Source organism: Flavobacterium hydrophilum, from assembly GCF_003202405.1.
GTDB classification, from domain to species: domain Bacteria; phylum Bacteroidota; class Bacteroidia; order Flavobacteriales; family Flavobacteriaceae; genus Flavobacterium; species Flavobacterium hydrophilum.
The window spans coordinates 268,826-287,629 of sequence record NZ_QJHL01000001.1 but is presented as its reverse complement, the minus strand read 5'-3'; the positions used below and the strand labels follow the sequence as shown (position 1 = coordinate 287,629).

16 protein-coding genes are annotated in these 18,804 nt (G+C 33.3%); 3 read left to right on the top strand and 13 right to left on the bottom strand.

Translation table 11 applies throughout. From position 1 onward, the window contains the following. Positions 1-55: 55 nt before the first annotated feature. Both DMB68_RS23575 and DMB68_RS01330 read right to left on the bottom strand, forming a co-directional pair. Complete coding sequence (locus tag DMB68_RS23575) at positions 56-241, bottom strand: hypothetical protein (protein ID WP_231131558.1); 186 nt, start codon at positions 239-241, stop codon at positions 56-58. Positions 242-470: 229 nt separating this feature from the next. Beyond that, entirely contained in the window at positions 471-950 is a 480-nt protein-coding gene (locus DMB68_RS01330) for a Dps family protein (RefSeq protein ID WP_110344881.1), read from the bottom strand. Positions 951-1,057: 107 nt separating this feature from the next. On the opposite strand from DMB68_RS01330, the gene DMB68_RS01325 reads away from it, so the two are divergent. Beyond that, the gene (locus tag DMB68_RS01325; protein WP_110344880.1) at positions 1,058-1,999 is read left to right on the top strand and encodes a LysR substrate-binding domain-containing protein; all 942 of its coding nucleotides are present in this window, start codon (positions 1,058-1,060) and stop codon (positions 1,997-1,999) included. Between the two features lie 93 nt (positions 2,000-2,092). Here the strand turns inward: DMB68_RS01325 and DMB68_RS01320 are convergent, their stop codons facing one another. The 7 genes from DMB68_RS01320 to DMB68_RS01290 form a co-directional block, all read right to left on the bottom strand. Next, complete coding sequence (locus DMB68_RS01320; RefSeq protein ID WP_110344879.1) at positions 2,093-2,836, bottom strand: rhamnogalacturonan acetylesterase; 744 nt, start codon at positions 2,834-2,836, stop codon at positions 2,093-2,095. Positions 2,837-2,853: 17 nt separating this feature from the next. Then, entirely contained in the window at positions 2,854-4,203 is a 1,350-nt protein-coding gene (locus DMB68_RS01315; protein ID WP_110344878.1) for a glycoside hydrolase family 28 protein, read from the bottom strand. A gap of 79 nt (positions 4,204-4,282) precedes the next feature. Beyond that, positions 4,283-5,383 (bottom strand): pectate lyase, encoded by a 1,101-nt coding sequence (gene pelA / locus DMB68_RS01310; RefSeq protein ID WP_110344877.1) that lies wholly within the window; start codon positions 5,381-5,383, stop codon positions 4,283-4,285. 36 nt (positions 5,384-5,419) lie between these two features. Beyond that, the gene (locus DMB68_RS01305; RefSeq protein ID WP_110344876.1) at positions 5,420-7,051 is read right to left on the bottom strand and encodes a glycoside hydrolase family 43 protein; all 1,632 of its coding nucleotides are present in this window, start codon (positions 7,049-7,051) and stop codon (positions 5,420-5,422) included. Between the two features lie 17 nt (positions 7,052-7,068). After that, complete coding sequence (locus DMB68_RS01300; protein WP_110344875.1) at positions 7,069-8,301, bottom strand: glycoside hydrolase family 88/105 protein; 1,233 nt, start codon at positions 8,299-8,301, stop codon at positions 7,069-7,071. Positions 8,302-8,329: 28 nt separating this feature from the next. Then, entirely contained in the window at positions 8,330-9,535 is a 1,206-nt protein-coding gene (locus DMB68_RS01295) for a glycoside hydrolase family 88/105 protein (RefSeq protein ID WP_110344874.1), read from the bottom strand. Positions 9,536-9,631: 96 nt separating this feature from the next. Then, the gene (locus DMB68_RS01290) at positions 9,632-11,023 is read right to left on the bottom strand and encodes a glycoside hydrolase family 28 protein (protein WP_394335918.1); all 1,392 of its coding nucleotides are present in this window, start codon (positions 11,021-11,023) and stop codon (positions 9,632-9,634) included. Positions 11,024-11,353: 330 nt separating this feature from the next. Between DMB68_RS01290 and DMB68_RS01285 the strand changes: the two genes are divergently transcribed. Further along, entirely contained in the window at positions 11,354-12,379 is a 1,026-nt protein-coding gene (locus DMB68_RS01285; protein WP_110344872.1) for a LacI family DNA-binding transcriptional regulator, read from the top strand. Positions 12,380-12,592: 213 nt separating this feature from the next. Next, entirely contained in the window at positions 12,593-13,621 is a 1,029-nt protein-coding gene (locus DMB68_RS01280) for a LacI family DNA-binding transcriptional regulator (protein ID WP_110344871.1), read from the top strand. A gap of 182 nt (positions 13,622-13,803) precedes the next feature. Here DMB68_RS01280 and DMB68_RS01275 read toward each other — a convergent pair whose 3' ends face one another. The 4 genes from DMB68_RS01275 to DMB68_RS01260 all read right to left on the bottom strand — a co-directional run bounded on the left by DMB68_RS01275 (position 13,804) and on the right by DMB68_RS01260 (position 18,797). Then, entirely contained in the window at positions 13,804-15,417 is a 1,614-nt protein-coding gene (locus DMB68_RS01275) for a UxaA family hydrolase (protein WP_031456296.1), read from the bottom strand. A 25-nt stretch (positions 15,418-15,442) separates the two neighbouring features. Continuing rightward, entirely contained in the window at positions 15,443-16,885 is a 1,443-nt protein-coding gene (locus tag DMB68_RS01270; RefSeq protein WP_110344870.1) for a tagaturonate reductase, read from the bottom strand. Positions 16,886-17,095: 210 nt separating this feature from the next. Beyond that, positions 17,096-17,767: a bifunctional 4-hydroxy-2-oxoglutarate aldolase/2-dehydro-3-deoxy-phosphogluconate aldolase gene (locus tag DMB68_RS01265; RefSeq protein ID WP_110344869.1), complete on the bottom strand. Its 672-nt coding sequence runs from the start codon at positions 17,765-17,767 to the stop codon at positions 17,096-17,098. Between the two features lie 7 nt (positions 17,768-17,774). Then, complete coding sequence (locus DMB68_RS01260) at positions 17,775-18,797, bottom strand: sugar kinase (protein WP_031456299.1); 1,023 nt, start codon at positions 18,795-18,797, stop codon at positions 17,775-17,777. Positions 18,798-18,804: the final 7 nt, after the last annotated feature.

Below are 18,804 nucleotides of genomic sequence, written 5' to 3'. Positions count from 1 at the left end.
TTAAAGATCTACTGTATTTACTACAAATACAGTTAGTTTAAAATAATCGGAAGTATTATACCAAGTTGGGAGGTGGAGCAAATATGCTCGGAGAAATATTGTCCAGTTTTACAATATTTTCAGATATAATCGTTTTTTTCTCTATATATACCGTCATTAAAACTTCATGTTCCAATGCTACAGGATGTACTAAAGATTTAAGCTCTTTATGTACCTCTTCTTCTGAAAAACTACAAGACATAGTCGCACTATTGCTTTTCTTTAACGCCTGAACAATTGTCGGGGTCGATAAGAAAGCAATAAATATGAATAATAATATGCGGGCTAATAGTTTCATCGAAACAAAAATAGCGTTAAACAAATAAAATCAAAGCTACTGGTTAAAATTTTTATAGAATTTTAACATAAATAAAAAAGCAGAATATTTATGGACAAATATTCTGCTTTTTACTTTTCTAATATACAACTCATTACAGCGATTCATCAAGCCATGCATTCATCATCCAAATTGTTTTTTCCTGCTCGGAAATAAAGTCACTCATCATCGAATTCGTGCCTTCATCGTTAATTTCATTCGATTTATTCAAAATTTCACGTTCGATTTTCAATAAATCTGAAAGGGAATTCACAATTAACTGAACCGCTTTTTCATCGTTTGAGATATTTTTTCCAACTGTCAATTTATTATTCTTTATATAATCTTCAAAAGTATGTAACGGAGTTCCTCCAATTGTCAAAACTCTTTCCGCTATCATATCGATTTTTAATTGCGAATCGGTATACAATTCTTCAAATTTCACATGTAAATCAAAGAATCTTTTTCCACGGATATTCCAATGAATTCCTCTCAAATTTTGATAGTAAACCTGAAAATTAGCAAGCAAAACATTTAGTTCTTTTACTAACAATTCTGATTCTTTAACCGGTAACCCTAAAATATTTGTTTTCATTTTATTCAATTTTATAGTATGTTTTTTACAAATTTAAAATAACTTCTTTGAAAAAATTATAGTTAAAAATTATATTTTCTTATTTTTGCATCACAAAATACTATCAAATGACTATTACTCAATTGCAATATGTTTTAGCAGTAGCCGAACATAAGAATTTTACACTTGCTGCAGAAAAATGCTTCGTTACCCAGCCAACTTTAAGTATGCAGATTCAGAAAATTGAAGAAGAACTCAGCATTTTAATTTTCGACAGAAGCAAAAAACCTATCCAGCTTACTGATATTGGCCATAAAATTGTAAATCAGGCTAAAAATATTGTAAACGAAGCAAATCGTATTCAGGATATTGTTGAGCAGCAAAAAGGTTTTATTGGAGGTGAATTTCGTTTGGGAATAATTCCAACCATCATGCCTACACTTTTACCAATGTTTTTAAATAATTTTATAAAAAAATATCCAAAAGTCAAGCTTTTGATTGAAGAGCTCAATACAGATGAGATTATTGTAAAATTAAAAAATGGTCATTTGGACGCTGCCATTGCCGCGACACCACTTGAAGATGAGAAAATCAAGGAAATTGTTTTATACTTTGAACCTTTTGTAGCTTATATTCCGGAGCATCATTCTGTTTTTCAAAAAGAAGAAATTGAAGTTTCTGATTTAAATATCAATGAAATTTTGCTTTTACAGGACGGGCACTGTTTTAGAGATGGTATTTTGAACCTGTGCAAAAACGGGACAGATATTGAACAAAACAACTTCCAGATCCAAAGCGGAAGTTTCGAAACACTGATAAAATTAGCTGATGAAGGCTTAGGCACAACATTACTTCCTTATTTGCATACTATGGATTTAAAGGAATCTGACAAACTAAAACTGCGTAACTTCAAGGAGCCAAAACCAGCACGTGAGGTTAGCTTAATTTATCCGAAAAGTGAATTAAAAATGCAAATTATTGATGCTTTAAGAAGCACTATTGCCGGCGTGGTAAAAGGAGCAATTGTTTTTCAGAATGTCCAAATCATTAGCCCTTTGCAAAAGAAATAATTAGAGATTAAATCATTCTCTTATCTAACGAAAAAATCGTATCCGGAATAATTATCCAGATACGATTTTTATTTTCAGCAAAATTTATTTAAGCTATTTGATTCCTTTTTTTAGTTTTTCAACAGAAGGATCTTCTAAAAGTTTTATTTGATCAACCACTATCTGTGCAATTTCAGTTGCACCTTTCAAAGAAAGATGTGTGTCGTCATTTTTATCTTCTTTATAAAAAGGATTTTCTCCGGCTTTAAAATGTAAATGCAATTGTTTTGATTTTTCAGGTCCGTAAGACTGCTCTAGTAATTCCGTATAATATTCTAAATCTATAAACGGAACTTTATATTCCTGTGCAACTAATCTTGTCTCTAAAGGATAATCTCCGTGCGTTCCGATTAGTACTCCTTTTTCATTAAAATTTCTTCTTGCAATTGACGTCAATAAAATTGGAATTGCCCCTTTTGCACGGCTTTCTTTTACAAACCGAATCAGATTATGTCTATAAGCTGTATGTGGGTTTGTATAACGCAATGAATCCTTATCTTTTTCGTCATTGTGCCCAAATTCAATAAAAACATAATCTCCTTTTTTCAAATTTTGATATACAGCATCCCATTGTTTTTCTGCTATAAAACTCCTTGTACTTCTTCCGTTTAAAGCTCTGTTGTCGATAACGATATTATCTTTGAAAAATGACTGTAACACCTGGGCCCAGCCATGTTCCGGATTTTTATCAGGGTCTTTTTTGTTTGCCATTGTAGAATCACCTATTGTATAAACAGTAGTTTTTTGCGCAAAGCAAGTGGCCGAAACCAGCCAAAGAATTAAAATATAATGTTTCATTTTTGATTTTTATTAAACTATTTTGCTGTTGAAGGAACAGTGGCTTTTTCGCCAATGAAAACTTCATTCATGATTACATTCTCAGCATTTGTACTTGATATGGCATTTTTAGCCCATTTAATTTCGATATTATTTAAAGAGATATTTTTGATTTTTTTATCTGCAAATCCCTGAATAACGATTCCTGAAGCCGATGCTTTGTTACATGTAATATCAGAAAAAGACACATTTGATATTTCAGACTGAAATCCCTTACCTTCTCCGTGATAATTGGCGGTGATGTAAAGACAGTCCTCTACTTCATCTAATTGAATATTTTTAACAAAAACATTTTTTATAAAACCACCCCGGTCTGCATTGGTTTTTAAATAAATACCTCTTTTTAAATATCCAACTGTTTTACAATTTTCGACATATACATTTTGTACACCGGCTGACATTTCACTTCCGATTACTACACCGTGAAGTCCTTTAAAATTACAGTTTCTAATAATGATATTTTCACTTGGCGTAGCTGCATTAGCCCTTCCTTCATGATCCCTTCCTGCTTTTATAGCCACATTATCATCACCGTTATTGAAATTTACATTTTCAATCAAAACATTTTTAGCATATTCAGGATCTATACCGTCATTATTGTAGTTTAATGATTTATAACTTATTCCTCTAACAGTTATACTTTCTGATTTTAGTAAATGCAAACACCAAAAAGGAGAATTTTCAATGCGAATATTTTCAACTAAAATATTTTTACAATTAAAAAACTGGATCATTTGCGGACGCAAGAAGTAATCTGTTCCAAACTTTCTGTCTTTTAAAGAGACATTAGTATGATTCATTTCACGACTGAGCTCTTTGCCTTTTCCTTCTTTTGCCTTAAAACTTTTCCATGTCTTACCTCCTTCTCCATCAATAGTCCCTTCACCGGTTAAAGCAATATTTGTACAATCATAGGCATAAATCAACGGACTGTAATTATAAAGCATTGTACCTTCCCAGCTGGTTAAGACCATTGGCAAATAATCCTCGGGTTTATCACTGAATTTTATTTTTGCCCCTTTTTCAATCTTTAAATTGACATTGCTTACAAAATGAATTGGACCGTTTAAGAGATAAACTCCTTTTGGAACCACAATAGTTCCTCCGTTATTCTTTTTACACAATGCCATTGCTTTATCAAAAAAAGGCTTACTATTAGAAATAGAATCACCTTTGGCTCCTAATTTTGCTACATTGACCTGATAAGACTGAAATTTTGGCAATTGAATAGCATTTACAATCGAATCTACTTTTGCGTTCGGAAATTCATTATTCTGAGCAAAACCAACTACCGAAAACAATACAAAAAAAAGAAGTCTGATATTCATAATTTTATTTTTACATCCAAATCCTTATTCACTTTTCAGTGAATAAGGAAATCCGATAGAGTCAATACTGATAAAGAAATTACTCTGAATCCGTTTTTTCTAAATTATTTTTTTTAGCCCACTTTTTGTATTTTTTCAAAACTTCTTTAGGCTCATTAGAATACCAGGAATATCCGTTTCTTCTCTCTTCACCAATATCGGTTATATATTTCTTTTTAATTCCGTCACGATCACAAAAGAAGGCTTCGTTTGTATCAAGTTCAGCAAATCTTGGCCAGATTGGTGCAACATCTTCCATAGGATACATTTTTTTTCCGATTACTTTTCCATTTTCATCATAAATACGTTCCTCTTTAAGATTGGTGATTTTTGTTTTTTCAAACCAGTCATAAGCACTTTTAACTGCCGTTTTAATTTCCGGCGAAGGATTGTCAACAGACATTAGGAACAACGTAACTTTAGCTGATTCTTTTCCGCTTAATGAAGCAAGCTCATAAGCCCTTGCATCCGCCGGAGCAAAAGTAACTTCATCATGTTGTGCACACCAAACTGTCAGGACACCATTTTGTTTGTATTGTGTTTTTAAAATACACTCAATTCCTTTAGTGACTGCAATTTTAGCTTTATCAATAACTTCCTGCGATGGCTTAATACTGTAATATGGTGTTTCATTTGCTATTTCTTTCAATACATTCAAAACATCCACCATTGAATTGTCATTATAGGTAATATGTGAATAATACCCTTTTTTTAATGGAAAATATTGAGGCCATCCACCATTAGGATATTGTGCTGAAAGTAAATAATCGACTGCTCTTAAAAATGAATCTTTATATCTTTCGTCTTTTGTCTGCGCATACATTTTTGATACGAAAAGTATTTCCTGAGTCGTAGCTCTGTTATCTATAGTACAATCTTTACCTACAGGTTTAAGCGCCAATAACTTAGATTTTTCATCTTCTGTCAATTCGTTCAGCATCGGAATATTTTTTGGCCATCCTCCGATATCTCTTTGGTAAAGCAGGACATTTTCGCCTATTTTTTTACCTTCCTCAGAACCAAACCAGGCGGAGTAACTTTTTATGATTAAATCCGGCCATTTTTTGGCTTTGTCCTGTGCATTAACATAACAGCTGGTAATGGTTAAAAGTAATAATGCTGTTTTTTTAAGTTGATTCATTTAATTGGTTTAGTTTAGTTATTTAATTATTTAGTTTTAGTTTGTTATCCTGAACCAGTCTATTGCTACACTTCCGGCATCATTTATAATTCCTTCTCTAAGTGCCAGAAATCCTATTTTAGCGCCAATCCATTTACCTTCCCTTGCAGTAAAAATATTACCTACAGGGCTGAATTTTTGTCCATCTTCACTATAGAAAAAATTACAAATTCCGCCCGCTTTTACTTTTACCTGCAGATATATTGTTTTATCGGTTATTGCAATTCTCCTGCTTTCAGATTCTACTCCTTTTTTATCAGCCTTTAAAGCTGTTTTTTGTGAAAGATACAATTTTCCATCTTCTTGTTTTAAACATAAAAAACTATAATCCAGTCCCATAATTACCAATCCGGTATACTCACCATCAAATCTGGAATTGAATGTAATTTTTGCCGTAGCAGTGAACTCATTCGCAGGTAACTTTTGCAAAAGCAGATTTGGAGCATCAAACAAATTATTATAGTCTTTGGGAACAGGAATACAATTTAAATTATAATATCCCATTGCAGTCGGAAGCCCCCAAACGATTTGTGGGTTCGCATGCCATTGCCACTGAAGTCCAAGTTTAGGACTATTAAATTCATCACTTTCGGGTGGGGTTTCAATAGGAAATGATTTTTTGCCCACATTCGGCTTTTTATAAACCATAACAGGTTCACCAATACCGTCATTATTTTCATCATTCCCGATTATCGGCCAATCATTTTTCCATTTCATTGGCTGTAAATGAACTACCCTTCCGTAAGCAAACTGATCCTGAAAATGAATAAACCAGTCTTCACCGGTTTGCGTCTGAACCCACGCTCCCTGATGAGGACCATTTACAGCCGATTTTCCCTGATCCATAACTTTTCTTTTTTCATAAGGGCCATAAACATTTTTAGACCTCATAACAGTTTGCCATCCTGTTGCAACTCCTCCGGCCGGAGCAAATATGTAATAATAGCCATTTCGCTTGTAAAACTTAGGGCCTTCAATAGTAGCCTCATCTGCATGTCCGTCAATTACCATAACGTCATCATTATTTGCAGACAAACCATCAGGATTCATTGAACAAACTGTCAAAACACTTTTCACTCCTGCCCGGCTTCCTGCAAATGCATAACCTAAATATGCCTTACCATCTTCGTCCCATAATGGAGTTGGATCAATTAATCCTTTGCCTTCTTTTACCATAACCGGTTCTGACCAAGGGCCTTCTGCTTTTTTGGCTTTAACAACATAAATTCCAAAATCGGGATCAGGATAATAAATATAAAATTCATTCTTATGAAAACGAATACATGGAGCCCAGACTCCGTTTCCGTGCTGGGCTTTATTGTAAACATCCAAAGGTTTTTGTTTCGAAAGTGCATGTCCAATTAATTTCCAGTTTACCAAATCTTTTGAATGAAGAATCGGCAATCCCGGAATACAATTGAATGATGAAGCTGTCATGTAATAATCATCACCAACCCTGACAGCATCCGGATCTGAATAATCGGCATACAAAACAGGATTTTTATACGTTCCGTCTCCCTGATCTGCAACCCAGACTTTTGAAAAATTATTTTCGCTTTTTTCCTGCGCAGTTAAGCTTTGTATTGCTACACAGCACAATAAAAGACATGTTATTTTTATAAATTTCATTTGAAGATATTCTGCTTTTATCTGTTTAATTCCAGTGCCGCTAATATGAATGGTCCTGTAGCTTTAGGATCATTGTCTTTCTTTTTTTCATTCACATAATATTCATACGAACCGTCTCTGTATGGAGTTCCGCCAAGTCCGGCTACCTGACAAGCCTGAGTTAAAGTAATAGTTCCATCAGCATCCACTTTCATTAATTGAGTTGTCAATCCGTCAAAAGCTTTGTTTGCTATTTTTTTGAATTTTGAAGGCAAATAACCTTTGTTTACTCCTTTTGCAAATGCATAAGCAAACATAGAAGAACCGGAAGCTTCTAAATAATTTCCTTCTTTACCCATTTTGTCTGTTACCTGATACCATAAACCGGATTTATCCTGAAACTTCGCTAAACTTTCTGAAACATTGTTCAGATAACCAACCAGTTCTTTTTGTTTTGGATGATCTTTTGGGAAATAATCCAATGCATCAACTAAAGCCATTACATACCATCCCAGAGCTCTTGACCAGAAGTTTGGTGAATTTCCGGTTTCTTTATTAGCCCATGGCATTTGTTTACTTTCATCCCAACCGTGATATAACAAGCCTGTTGCCGGGTCTGTTGCATGTAATTGAATTTGTTCGAATTGATGCGCAACATCATCCAGATTTTTTCCATTTTCAAAAGTTACTGTATAATGAGCGTAGAAAGGCTCTCCCATATACAAACCATCCAACCACATTTGGTTAGGGTAGATTTTTTTATGCCAAAATCCTCCGGATTGCGTTCTTGGCTGCTCTGTTAATTGCTGACGCAATAATTGCATCGCTTTTAAGTATTTGTCTTCTTTTGTTTTATCATAAGCATTAAAAAGCAAACGACCAGCAACAATCATATCAATATTGTGTTTTTGTATTTCATACGTTTTGATTGTTCCGTCATTTTGAATCAACGCATCTAAATATCCCTGCACATAAGAAGCGTATCTTGCATCTGGATTTTTTTTATACAATTGCTCGAATGAATATAAAACAAGACCGTGAACATAGTCCCATTTTGCAGCTTTAGAATCGTCAATCTGCCAGGATTCCGGATGACGTTTCATTAAAGTTAAAGCCATTTTATCAGACCACTTTAAGTCCTTTGAAATTATAGCTTGATTCTGTGAATCAGCAGTTTTTACGGGTTTTGGAGAAGCCGTTTTACAACTAAAAAAAGTGAATGAAACAAAAAGTATTGCAACTTTTAAAGTGTTCAGAGTGTTTTTTAACATAGTGATTTATTTTGACTTTATTGAAATTCTATTTATCTAATTCTATTGCCGCCAGCAAAAAAGCACCTAATCCGTGAGAATTATCGGTTACAATTTTTTCGTTCATATAATATTCAAAAGAACCATCCCGGTAAGGATTTCCTCCTAATCCCGCACTGCCACATACTTGAGTAATGTGTATTTCACCATTTTTATCAGCCTTAATAACATTTGTAACTAATCCATTAAAACCTTTGTTGGCAACTTTTTCAAATTTCGCAGGCAAATACCCTTTATGAACTCCCTTCGCAAGAAAATATACCAACATGGAAGAACCGGAAGATTCTAAATAATTTCCTATTTGCTTTTGTAAATTCGGAATTTGATACCATAAACCCGATTTGTCCTGATATTTAGTCACTGCAACGGCTAATTCATTCAAATAGCTAATCAATTCATTTCGTTTTGGATGGTCTTTTGGAAAATAATCCAATACATCTACTAATGCCATTCCGTACCAGCCAAGTGCTCTCAACCAAATATTGGGCGACGTTCCTGTTTCTTTATTTGCCCAGGCCATTTGTTTACTTTCATCCCATGCATGAAAATACAAGTCAGTTTTTTGATCAAATGTATGCTCGTGAAGAAGTTCGAATTGATGAGCAACATCATTTAATTTTTCTCCTCCCTCAAATTCAGAGGTATATCTTGCATAAAAAGGTTCTCCCATATAAAGACCGTCTAACCACATTTGATTAGGATAGATTTTTTTATGCCAAAAACCACCCGATTGGGTTCTTGGATAGTCCTCAAAATTATTTCTTAATATTTTTAAAGCTGTCAGATATTTTTCTTCTTTTGTTTTGTAATACAAATCAAAAAGTATTTTTCCTCCGTTTATATTGTCAAGACTATGATTTTGAGTATCAAACTTTTTAATTGTACCCCTTTCATCAACAAACACATCGGCATATCCTTTTATGTAATCATAATATTTAGAATCGTTTGTCTTGGTATATAATTTCTGATAGGCCGTTAAAATCATACCTATTTTATAATCCCATTTTGGTGCTTCGTGATTATCAATTTTCCATGCTTCAGGATGTCTTTTAATTATAGACAGAGCCATTCTTTCTGACCATTTTAATTTATCCGAAATAATCTGAGTCTGAGCAATTGTTTTACCACAACAAAGAAGCAGCAAAATACTTGCGTATTTATAAAAATTAGTTCCCAGAGACAGTGTCTTAATCATAAAAATTATATTTTAGCTTTTATATTTTATTTTTTAGTATAGCAAAAACTGAGTCGGGCAATATTTTATATCATCAGACATAGACACAAATTAGTTTTAGTTTTTAATTGATTCTATTTTCTTTTTATTGATATAAGTATCTATAAAATTAAAATTTTTGATATTTTTTAATAAATAAATGGAATCTGCTTTTTCGATAACAACGTTTTTAAGAGTGATATTTTCAACAGGAGATTCTTTATAGCCCTCAGCCCACACACCATATTTTCCAGCTTCTTTCACTTTTACATTCTCCAGACTTACATTTCTGATAACTGGAATGAAATTACCTGTTTGAGATCCGTATACGTTATAAAACATGTTTAGTTTTAAAACACATTCTTTAACTGTTCCTACTTCTAAATTTCTCACATATACGTTTTCAATAATGCCCCCTCTTTTAGAATTTGTTTTAATACGAATCGCTCTATCCAGATTTGGACTATCCATGACACAATTCTCAACAAAAACATTATTCACACCTGCAGATATTTCGCTGCCAATTACCACACCTCCATGGCCATCTATCATTTTACAATTCTGTACAATAATATTTTTACTTGGTATTGCTACTCGTCTTCCATCAGCATCTCTTCCCGATTTTATGGCAATACAATCATCTCCGGTATTAAATACACAATTCTTTATAATTAAGTTTTGCGAATATTCAGGATCACAGCCATCGTTATTAGGGCCATGACTATTTACTGTAACTCCGTCAATGATTATATTATTAGATTTTATGGGATGTAAAATCCAGAAAGGTGCATTAATCACCTTAATGTCTTTTATTAAAACCGTATTACATTCAAAAAACTCAATAAAATTAGGCCTCAAATAACGTCCTTCACCAAAGATTCTTTCTGCAACCGGAACATTTTTTTCTGCCATATCTACCAAAACTTCACGATTCTTCGGATCATTTTGTGAAGGATTCCCTTTTTCCCAACCGTAGCCTTTCCCTCCGGACCATGGCCACCAATTACTATTATTTGCCTGACCGTTTAAAGTACCTTTACCTGTTATAGCTACATTCGTTTTATTTTTGGCATATATAAGTGGTGAATAATTCATTAATTCCGTTCCTTCAAAAGAAGTATGAACTATCGGATAATCTTTAGAATTTGTACTAAAAAGAATTTCAGCATCATCTTCTAAATGTAAGTTCACATTATTCTCTAAATGTATAGGACCGGTTAGATATTTACCATTTGGCACTATTACTTTTCCTCCACCATTTTCAGTACAGGCTTTTATTGCTTTCTCAAAAGCTGCTGTATTAAATGTTATTCCATCAGAAACTGCCCCATAATCCTTGACGTTATAAGTTTTATTAGAAAAATTAACTTCAGGAATACTTTTAACAATTAAATCCATCTTATTCCATGGATCATCTGCCACATTTGATTGCTTAGTGGCACACGATATCAAAAAGACAACAGAAATCATGGCCAAAAAAGTACCAAGTTTTTTTAAAACCTTATATACACTCATTTTTTGTAGCATTTATTATTAAATTCACACCTTTATAGGTTATGTAATCGATTACACGAAAATAGATAAATTGATTGAATTCAACAAATTTATTTAAAAAAAGATTGTACTTTTAATTTTTATTATAAAACATAATTGCACTTAACTTAAAAAAAAACATAATTTTTTATTATTGTCCTATTTTATTTAACAAGTAAAGTATTTTAGGTAATCGATAACATTTTATACAGGTATATTTAAAAAAAATGTATTTTTGTGTTAAAATAATCAAAATAAGATTTTTGAATGAGCGAAAAAATAACCATTTATGATATTGCAAAAAAATTAAATATCACAGCTGCAACGGTATCCAGAGCTTTAAATAACAATCCAAAGATAAAAGAAAGCACAAGAGAATTAGTCCTTGAAACAGCTGCTTCAATGAACTACAAACAAAATAAATTAGCTCTGGCACTAAAAAGCGGAAGAAGCAATAACATTGGTGTTATAGTTCCCCGTATTGACAGCAATTTTTTCGCATCAGTAATTAGGGGTATAGAAGAAGAACTTTACCCACATGGTTATCAGGTTATTATTTGTCAGACTCACGAAAATCCTAAAAGAGAAAATGAAAACCTTTATACATTAATTGATGCCCAGGTTGATGGTATTTTAATGTCGGTTACTGCTGTAACTAATGAGAATGACAAGGCTTTCCATAATGTATTAGAAAAGAATGTGCCTTTGATTTTCTTTGACAGAAGCAAACATATTAACGGTGTAAGCTCAGTTACTATCAACGACTTTAAAGGAGGCTACATCGCAACAAAACAATTAATCGATCAGGGCTGTAAATGTATTGCTCATTTATCCGGAGATCAATCATTGGAGATTTTCAAAAATAGATTTTTAGGATATAAACAGGCTTTACTCGATAATGGAATTACGTTTAATGAAAAATATGTGATTCAGTCTAAAAGTAGTGTTGAAGCAGGAAAGAATGCAATTAATATCCTATTAGAACTTGAAACACCTCCAGATGCCATATTTTCTTCCAGTGACTTTGCTGCTTTAGGGGCAATTGAGGAATTAAGAGACCGAAACATCAATATTCCACAGGAGTTTTGCGTTGCTGGTTTTAGTAATGAACCTTTTACCAAATTCATGGAACTTTCAATAACTTCTGTTGATCAGTCCCCGCTCGAAATGGGAAAAATGTCTGCACGTGTCTTCTTAGAGCAAGTTGCCAAAACGGATAGTATCAAAATCGAAAAAAAGGTAGTATTAGCACCAGAATTACATATTCGTAAGTCTACATCCAGAGAGAAATAACTTTATTTTGCAATTTTCTCCTAATTACTCTAATTAAGTGTATTTTCATCATTTATCTTCAATGTAAAATAATTGCATTTATTGCATAATAACAAGGAAAATGCTTTATAATTACAGGATTTAAAAGCATAAAAATATCATTTTAGCAATCGATAACATTTTACATTGGATTATTCAAAAAAAAGGTATTTTTGCTAAAATAATTTTTTTTGAATGAGCGAAAAAACCACCATTTACGACATTGCTAAAAGACTTAATATCACTGCAGCCACTGTCTCCAGAGCCTTAAATAACAGCCCAAAAATAAAAAAAAGCACACGTGAAATAGTTCAGGAAACAGCTGATTTAATGGGCTACAAACCAAACAAGTTAGCTTTGGCTTTAAAAAGTGGAAAAAGCAACAATATAGGTATTATAGTACCTCGCGTAGATAATAATTTTTTCGGAACAGTTATTAGAGGAATTGAAGAAGAACTTTACCCTCACGGCTATCATGTTATTATTTCTCAAACTCATGATGATGCAAAAAGAGAAAATGAAAATCTTTATGCTCTAATTGACGCACAGGTAGATGGCATCCTAATGTCTGTTACTGATGTTACCGATCAAAACTATGATGCTTTTCAAAACGTACTACAAAAAAATGTTCCCTTGATTTTCTTTGACAGAACCAGACATATTGATGGGGTAAGTTCTGTAACAATTAATGATTTTAAAGGGGGATACCTTACAACAAAACACTTAATTAATGAAGGCTGCAGGCATATTGCCCACTTCTCCCGTGACCAGTCTCTTGATATTTTTAAAAATAGGTTTTTAGGTTACAAACAAGCACTATTAGATAGCGGAATACCTTTTAAAGAAGAATATGTTATTCCGATTAAAAGTAGCTTAGAATCAGGAAAAGAAGCAGTAGACATTTTGTTACAACTGGAAACTCCTCCAGATGCCATATTTTCTTCAAGTGATTTTGCTGCTTTAGGGGCTATTCAGGAATTAAAGGAAAGAAATATAAGCATTCCTGACGAATTTTGTGTTGCAGGATTCAGTAACGAGCCTTTTACTAAATTTATGGAACTCTCCATAACTTCAGTAGACCAGTCGCCTCTTGAAATGGGAAAAATGGCTGCCAAGGTTTTCTTAGAGCAATTAAACAAAACAGATACTATTAAAATCGAAAAAAAGGTAGTCCTTGCACCAGAATTACACATTCGAAAGTCTTCTACAAGAATTACCTTTTAATTCTTTTTAACATATAAGCTATATAAGTTCATTTTACTTTTGCTCGTAATACAATCCTGCTTAAAAAGTACACTTAAGTTGTTTTCAAAAACTAAAAGGCAGCTCTTAAATGAGCTGCCTTTTAGTTTTTGAATATAATAGTATATAAAATTTACTTATATAACTTATATGGTGAGAAAATTTTATAAAGAAACTCCTCTTTTCCAAGGAATAAATACATCTTGTTTCAGTTGATCTGCTTTTGTTTCTACGTTTCCGCTTGCCAATTCTATAATATAATCTACGATTTCTGCTCCAACTTCGGTAATGTTTTTTTCACCAGTAATCACAGTTCCAGCATTGAAATCGATGATATCCGACATTCTGTTAGTTAATGCCGTGTTTGAAGCAATTTTCACAACGGGTGCAACTGGATTACCCATCGGATTTCCTAAACCTGTGGTAAACAAAACAACTGTTGCTCCCGCTCCAACTAATCCTGTGGTACATTCGGCGTCATTTCCTGGTGTATTTAGAAGATTTAACCCTGGTTTTGAAATATATTCGCCGTAATCTAAAACATCTACGATAGGTGCAGTTCCACCTTTTTTAGATGCACCGGCAGATTTCATGGCATCGGTAATTAATCCGTCTTTAATATTTCCTGGAGACGGGTTCATATCAAACCCTGAACCTGCATCTACAACTGATTTTTCAAAAGCTTTCATCAAAGATAAAAACTTGTCTGCCTTTTCTTCATCCACACATCGGTTCATCAATTCTTGTTCAACGCCACATAATTCCGGAAACTCTGCCAAAATAGTTTTCCCTCCTAAAGCTGCGAAAATATCGGAAACAACTCCTAATGCCGGATTAGCAGAAATTCCTGAAAATCCATCAGATCCACCACATTCCAAACCAATACTTATTTTTGAAACAGGAGCAGGTTTACGTTCGATTTTGTTAGCTCTTTTAATGGCTTCATAAGAATCTTTAATCACCATTTGAAACATTTTATCGGTAGTACCAATTTGTTGTTGCTCATAGATCAAAATTTCTTTATCACAATTCGGACTTATTTCTTTCAATGCGTTTTTGAAAATCTCTACTTGCAAATTTTGGCAACCTAAACTTAAAACAGTTGCACCGGCAACATTTGGATTGTTTACATATCCAGCAAGCAGTTTTGCCAACAACTCCGAATCTTGTCGAATTCCACCACAACCACCTTGATGATTAATGAATTTAACTTCAACATTATCTAAAAGATTTTCATTTGATTTTCTATCAGCAACTTCTTCTACGCTTTTTTCTTCAATTAAAGAACGTAATAAATTTTTATAAGAAACTTCTTTTTTTGGCAATAATTCGTTTTCAAAAATATCTTTCAGTTTTTCGATATTTTTGTTTTCACAAAAAACCAATGGAATAAACAACCATACATTTTTGGTCCCAACTTGTCCATCAGCACGGTGGTATCCGTTGAAAGTTTTATCTTTCCAACGATCTATATTTGGTGGAGTCCAACCTAAACTTCCAGTTTTACGAAAAACTTTTTCACTTTGATGTTTTACATTTTCGGTGGTAATTACTTCTCCTTTTTTTACAGGTTCTACAGCTTTTCCTACCAAAACGCCATACATTATAATTTCATCACCAATTGCAAAATCTTTCTCTGCGATTTTATGTTTTGCTTTAACATCAGTTGTTGGTGAAACTGTAGTTCCTTCAAATGTAATTTGTTCGTTTTGTACCAAATCGGTTAAAGCGACAATTACGTTATCTATTGGATTTACTTTTATTAATTTCTTTTGCATGATAATAATTTTAAAAAGGTTTTAATTAGTTTTTAGCGCTGAAATTAGCATAACCTTTTTCAATTCCGTTAGCTTCAATTTCAGTTAAAGCTACTACTAATGCTTCAGACAGACCGTTAATTTTTGTTAAATCTTCACCCCAAAAATCTGTGTTAGCTAAAACAGCAGCTACAACAGAATCTAAAGCTCCTAATTGCCATGCATTTTTAAATGCTTCAACTAATTCCGGAGTATCTTTTACAGGCAATACTTCACCGTTCCATGTTCCTTTGTAAAACTGGATTAAAGAAGCTAATGAAAAAGTCAGACTTACAGGCAGTTTTTTGTTTGTATTATAATATCCTAATAAACTAGGTAAAACTCTTACTTTGAACTTTGAGATAGAATTTAAAGCAATATCAGCCAATGCGTGTTTGATAAATGGATTTTTAAAACGATCCATTACTTCTTCAGAATAGGCCGTGATTTCATTTTTGTCCATAGCAAGGGTTTCGCTGATTTCACTGATAACATTGTCTACAAATTTCCCGGTAAAATCTCCGTTAACGGTTTCCATTACTAGTTTGTTACCGTGTAAAAGTGAAGTAGGAACCATTGCGGTATGTGCACCATTCAAAATACGAACTTTGATCATTTTGAAAGGACGTATATCATCAACGATTTTCACATTCAAATCCGTTTTATGAAAAGGAAGCTTTTGTTTTAAATCTTCACCACCTTCGATAGCCCAAAGGAAAAATGGTTCAGCAGCAACAATTAAATTATCCTGATAATCTAATTTGCTGTTGTAATCTTCAATTTCAGCTCTTGGATATCCTGGTACAATTCTGTCAACTAAAGTACTGTGATACGTACACGCTTCTGAAACCCATGTTTTAAATGAATCCTCTAATTTCCATAAATCACAATATTGTAAGATACATTTTTTCAGCGTTTCTGAGTTATAATCAATCAATTCACATGGAATGATAGTCAGTCCTTTTGAAGCATCTCCATTGAAATGTTTAAATCTTTCGTGTAACAAAACCGTCAACTTTGCAGGGAATGCTGCTGGCGGTTGCATATCCGGAATATCTGTATCAAGAAATTCAATTCCAGCTTCAGTAGTATTTGAAACAATAAATTGAAGTTCTTCTTCTTTTGCTAATGCTAAATAATCTGCAAAATCATTATATGGATTTATAGATTTTACAATATTAGAAATTAACTGAATATCTTGTATTTTTTCCCCTTTTTTAATGCCGTTCATAAACAAAGTATAAAGACCATCCTGATCGTTAATCATGTTTACCATACCATCTTTCAATGGCTGAACAATTGCAATACCGGCATTGAAATCAACTTCATTGTTTAATCTTTGAAAAGCATAATCAACGAAAGCTCTTAAAAAGTTACCTTCTCCAAACTGAACTACTTTAATTGGATTTAATTTTTCTAATCCTGTATTTACTCTATTTAATTTTTTCATTTTAAATCTTCTCTTAAAAGTGTTATAAATAACCTCATTAATCCCTTATCCGTTTTTTATTGTAAAAGAAACATTACACTTGTAAAGATTAAAATAAAGCTTGCTGTGAGGAGTGACAAGCTTTATTTTTCAAGCGTAATGTTCAATTACAACCTTTAAAACTCTAAAAAAAACTGCTTTACAATAAGGAACAAACTAATTATTCCTTATTTATTTTTTTCTGATATCTTTTATGATGTTCAACACATCACTTACTTTATTTTTTAATCCTTCAAAATCCTGCTTATCCAGCAAATCCTTTGAAATCAATTGTGATCCAAGACCCACACAGGTAGCACCCGCATTTAACCATGAAGATAAACTTTCTACAGTTGGATAAACACCTCCTGTTGGCATAATAGTCGTCCAAGGGCAAGGTCCTTTTATTGCTTTAATAAACTCAGGTCCGTAAATATCAGCAGGAAACAATTTTACCACTTCACAGCCTAATTCTTCTGCTCTTGCAATTTCTGAAAGAGTTCCACAACCAGGAGACCATAACACTTTTCTACGATTACACGCTATTGCAATATCTTCTCTAAACACAGGAGTTACAATAAAATTAGCCCCAAGCTGCATGTATAATGAAGCTGCAGCAGCATCAGTAACAGAACCAACACCTAGCATCATTCCAGGCAATTCAGCCAGGGCGTATTTATTTAATGCTCCAAAAACCTCAAAAGCAAAATCACCTCTGCTTGTAAATTCCATTAATCTGGAACCTCCATCATAACAGGCTTTTAATACTTTTTTACTGATTTCAATATCCGAATGAAAAAACAAAGGAACCATCCCGTTGTCTTTCATCGTCTGAGCTACTTCAATTCTTGAATACTTTGCCATACTTTATTTATCTTGATACTAATCCGGCAGAGTTTCCTCCTGCCATGTTTTCAACTTCTTTTAATGTAACTAAATTGTAATCTCCGGCAATTGTATGTTTCAAGCAACAAGCAGCTACTGCAAAATCTAATGCCTTTTGTTTATCCTCTTTATACTCAACTAATCCGTAGATTAATCCTCCCATAAATGCATCACCGCTACCTACCCTGTCAATTACAGGAGTTACTTCCTGTACAGCAGCATTAAAAATGGTTTTCCCGTCAAATAAAACACCTCCGATTCTTTGATGAGAAGCACTAACGGAATAACGTAATGTAGTTGCCACAGTTTTTAAGTTCGGACAAAGCTCATATAACTTAGAATATAAAGCCGGTAATGATTTTTCGTCTTGATAATCCGGGTTTACTTTAGGGATTCCCAACATAAAATAAGCTGTATCAATGTCTCCTAAAATAACGTGACTGTATTTTAATAACTCAGGCATAACCTCGCTTGGTGTTTTGCCATATTGCCATAATTTTGATCTATAATTCAAATCACATGAAATGGTCAATCCTAATTCATGCGCTATCTGAACTGCTTCCAGACAAGCTTCTGCAGCACTTTGAGAAATTGCAGCTGAAATTCCGCTAAAGTGGAACCAGGTAGCACCTTCAAGTACTTTCTTCCAATCAATATCTCCTTTTTGAATCGTTGCCATCGAGCTATGCGCGCGATCGTACACCACATTGCTTCCTCTGGTTCCTGCTCCTGTTTCTAAATAGTAAGTCCCTAAACGTTCTCCGCCGTAAACAATACTTTTAGATTCAACATTCATTTTACGCATTTCCTGCACTGCACAGTAACCAATTTCGTTTTCAGGCAATCTGGTAACAAACTCTGCATTAATTCCGTAATTCGCCAAAGAAACACAAACGTTAAATTCACCTCCGCCATAAGACGCTGTAAACGCTTTAGCCTGAGAAAAACGCAAATGCCTTTCTGTAGAAAAACGCAACATTATTTCGCCGAATGCAACTACTTTACTCATTATCAAT

Excerpts from the sequence above, each read along its gene's own strand:
- DMB68_RS23575 (WP_231131558.1), bottom strand. The coding sequence starts at position 241 with ATGTCTTGTAGTTTTTCAGAAGAAGAGGTACATAAAGAGCTTAAATCT.
- DMB68_RS01330 (WP_110344881.1), bottom strand. The coding sequence starts at position 950 with ATGAAAACAAATATTTTAGGGTTACCGGTTAAAGAATCAGAATTGTTA.
- DMB68_RS01325 (WP_110344880.1), top strand. The coding sequence starts at position 1,058 with ATGACTATTACTCAATTGCAATATGTTTTAGCAGTAGCCGAACATAAG.
- DMB68_RS01320 (WP_110344879.1), bottom strand. The coding sequence starts at position 2,836 with ATGAAACATTATATTTTAATTCTTTGGCTGGTTTCGGCCACTTGCTTT.
- DMB68_RS01315 (WP_110344878.1), bottom strand. The coding sequence starts at position 4,203 with ATGAATATCAGACTTCTTTTTTTTGTATTGTTTTCGGTAGTTGGTTTT.
- pelA (WP_110344877.1), bottom strand. The coding sequence starts at position 5,383 with ATGAATCAACTTAAAAAAACAGCATTATTACTTTTAACCATTACCAGC.
- DMB68_RS01305 (WP_110344876.1), bottom strand. The coding sequence starts at position 7,051 with ATGAAATTTATAAAAATAACATGTCTTTTATTGTGCTGTGTAGCAATA.
- DMB68_RS01300 (WP_110344875.1), bottom strand. The coding sequence starts at position 8,301 with ATGTTAAAAAACACTCTGAACACTTTAAAAGTTGCAATACTTTTTGTT.
- DMB68_RS01295 (WP_110344874.1), bottom strand. The coding sequence starts at position 9,535 with ATGATTAAGACACTGTCTCTGGGAACTAATTTTTATAAATACGCAAGT.
- DMB68_RS01290 (WP_394335918.1), bottom strand. The coding sequence starts at position 11,023 with ATGATTTCTGTTGTCTTTTTGATATCGTGTGCCACTAAGCAATCAAAT.
- DMB68_RS01285 (WP_110344872.1), top strand. The coding sequence starts at position 11,354 with ATGAGCGAAAAAATAACCATTTATGATATTGCAAAAAAATTAAATATC.
- DMB68_RS01280 (WP_110344871.1), top strand. The coding sequence starts at position 12,593 with ATGAGCGAAAAAACCACCATTTACGACATTGCTAAAAGACTTAATATC.
- DMB68_RS01275 (WP_031456296.1), bottom strand. The coding sequence starts at position 15,417 with ATGCAAAAGAAATTAATAAAAGTAAATCCAATAGATAACGTAATTGTC.
- DMB68_RS01270 (WP_110344870.1), bottom strand. The coding sequence starts at position 16,885 with ATGAAAAAATTAAATAGAGTAAATACAGGATTAGAAAAATTAAATCCA.
- DMB68_RS01265 (WP_110344869.1), bottom strand. The coding sequence starts at position 17,767 with ATGGCAAAGTATTCAAGAATTGAAGTAGCTCAGACGATGAAAGACAAC.
- DMB68_RS01260 (WP_031456299.1), bottom strand. The coding sequence starts at position 18,797 with ATGAGTAAAGTAGTTGCATTCGGCGAAATAATGTTGCGTTTTTCTACA.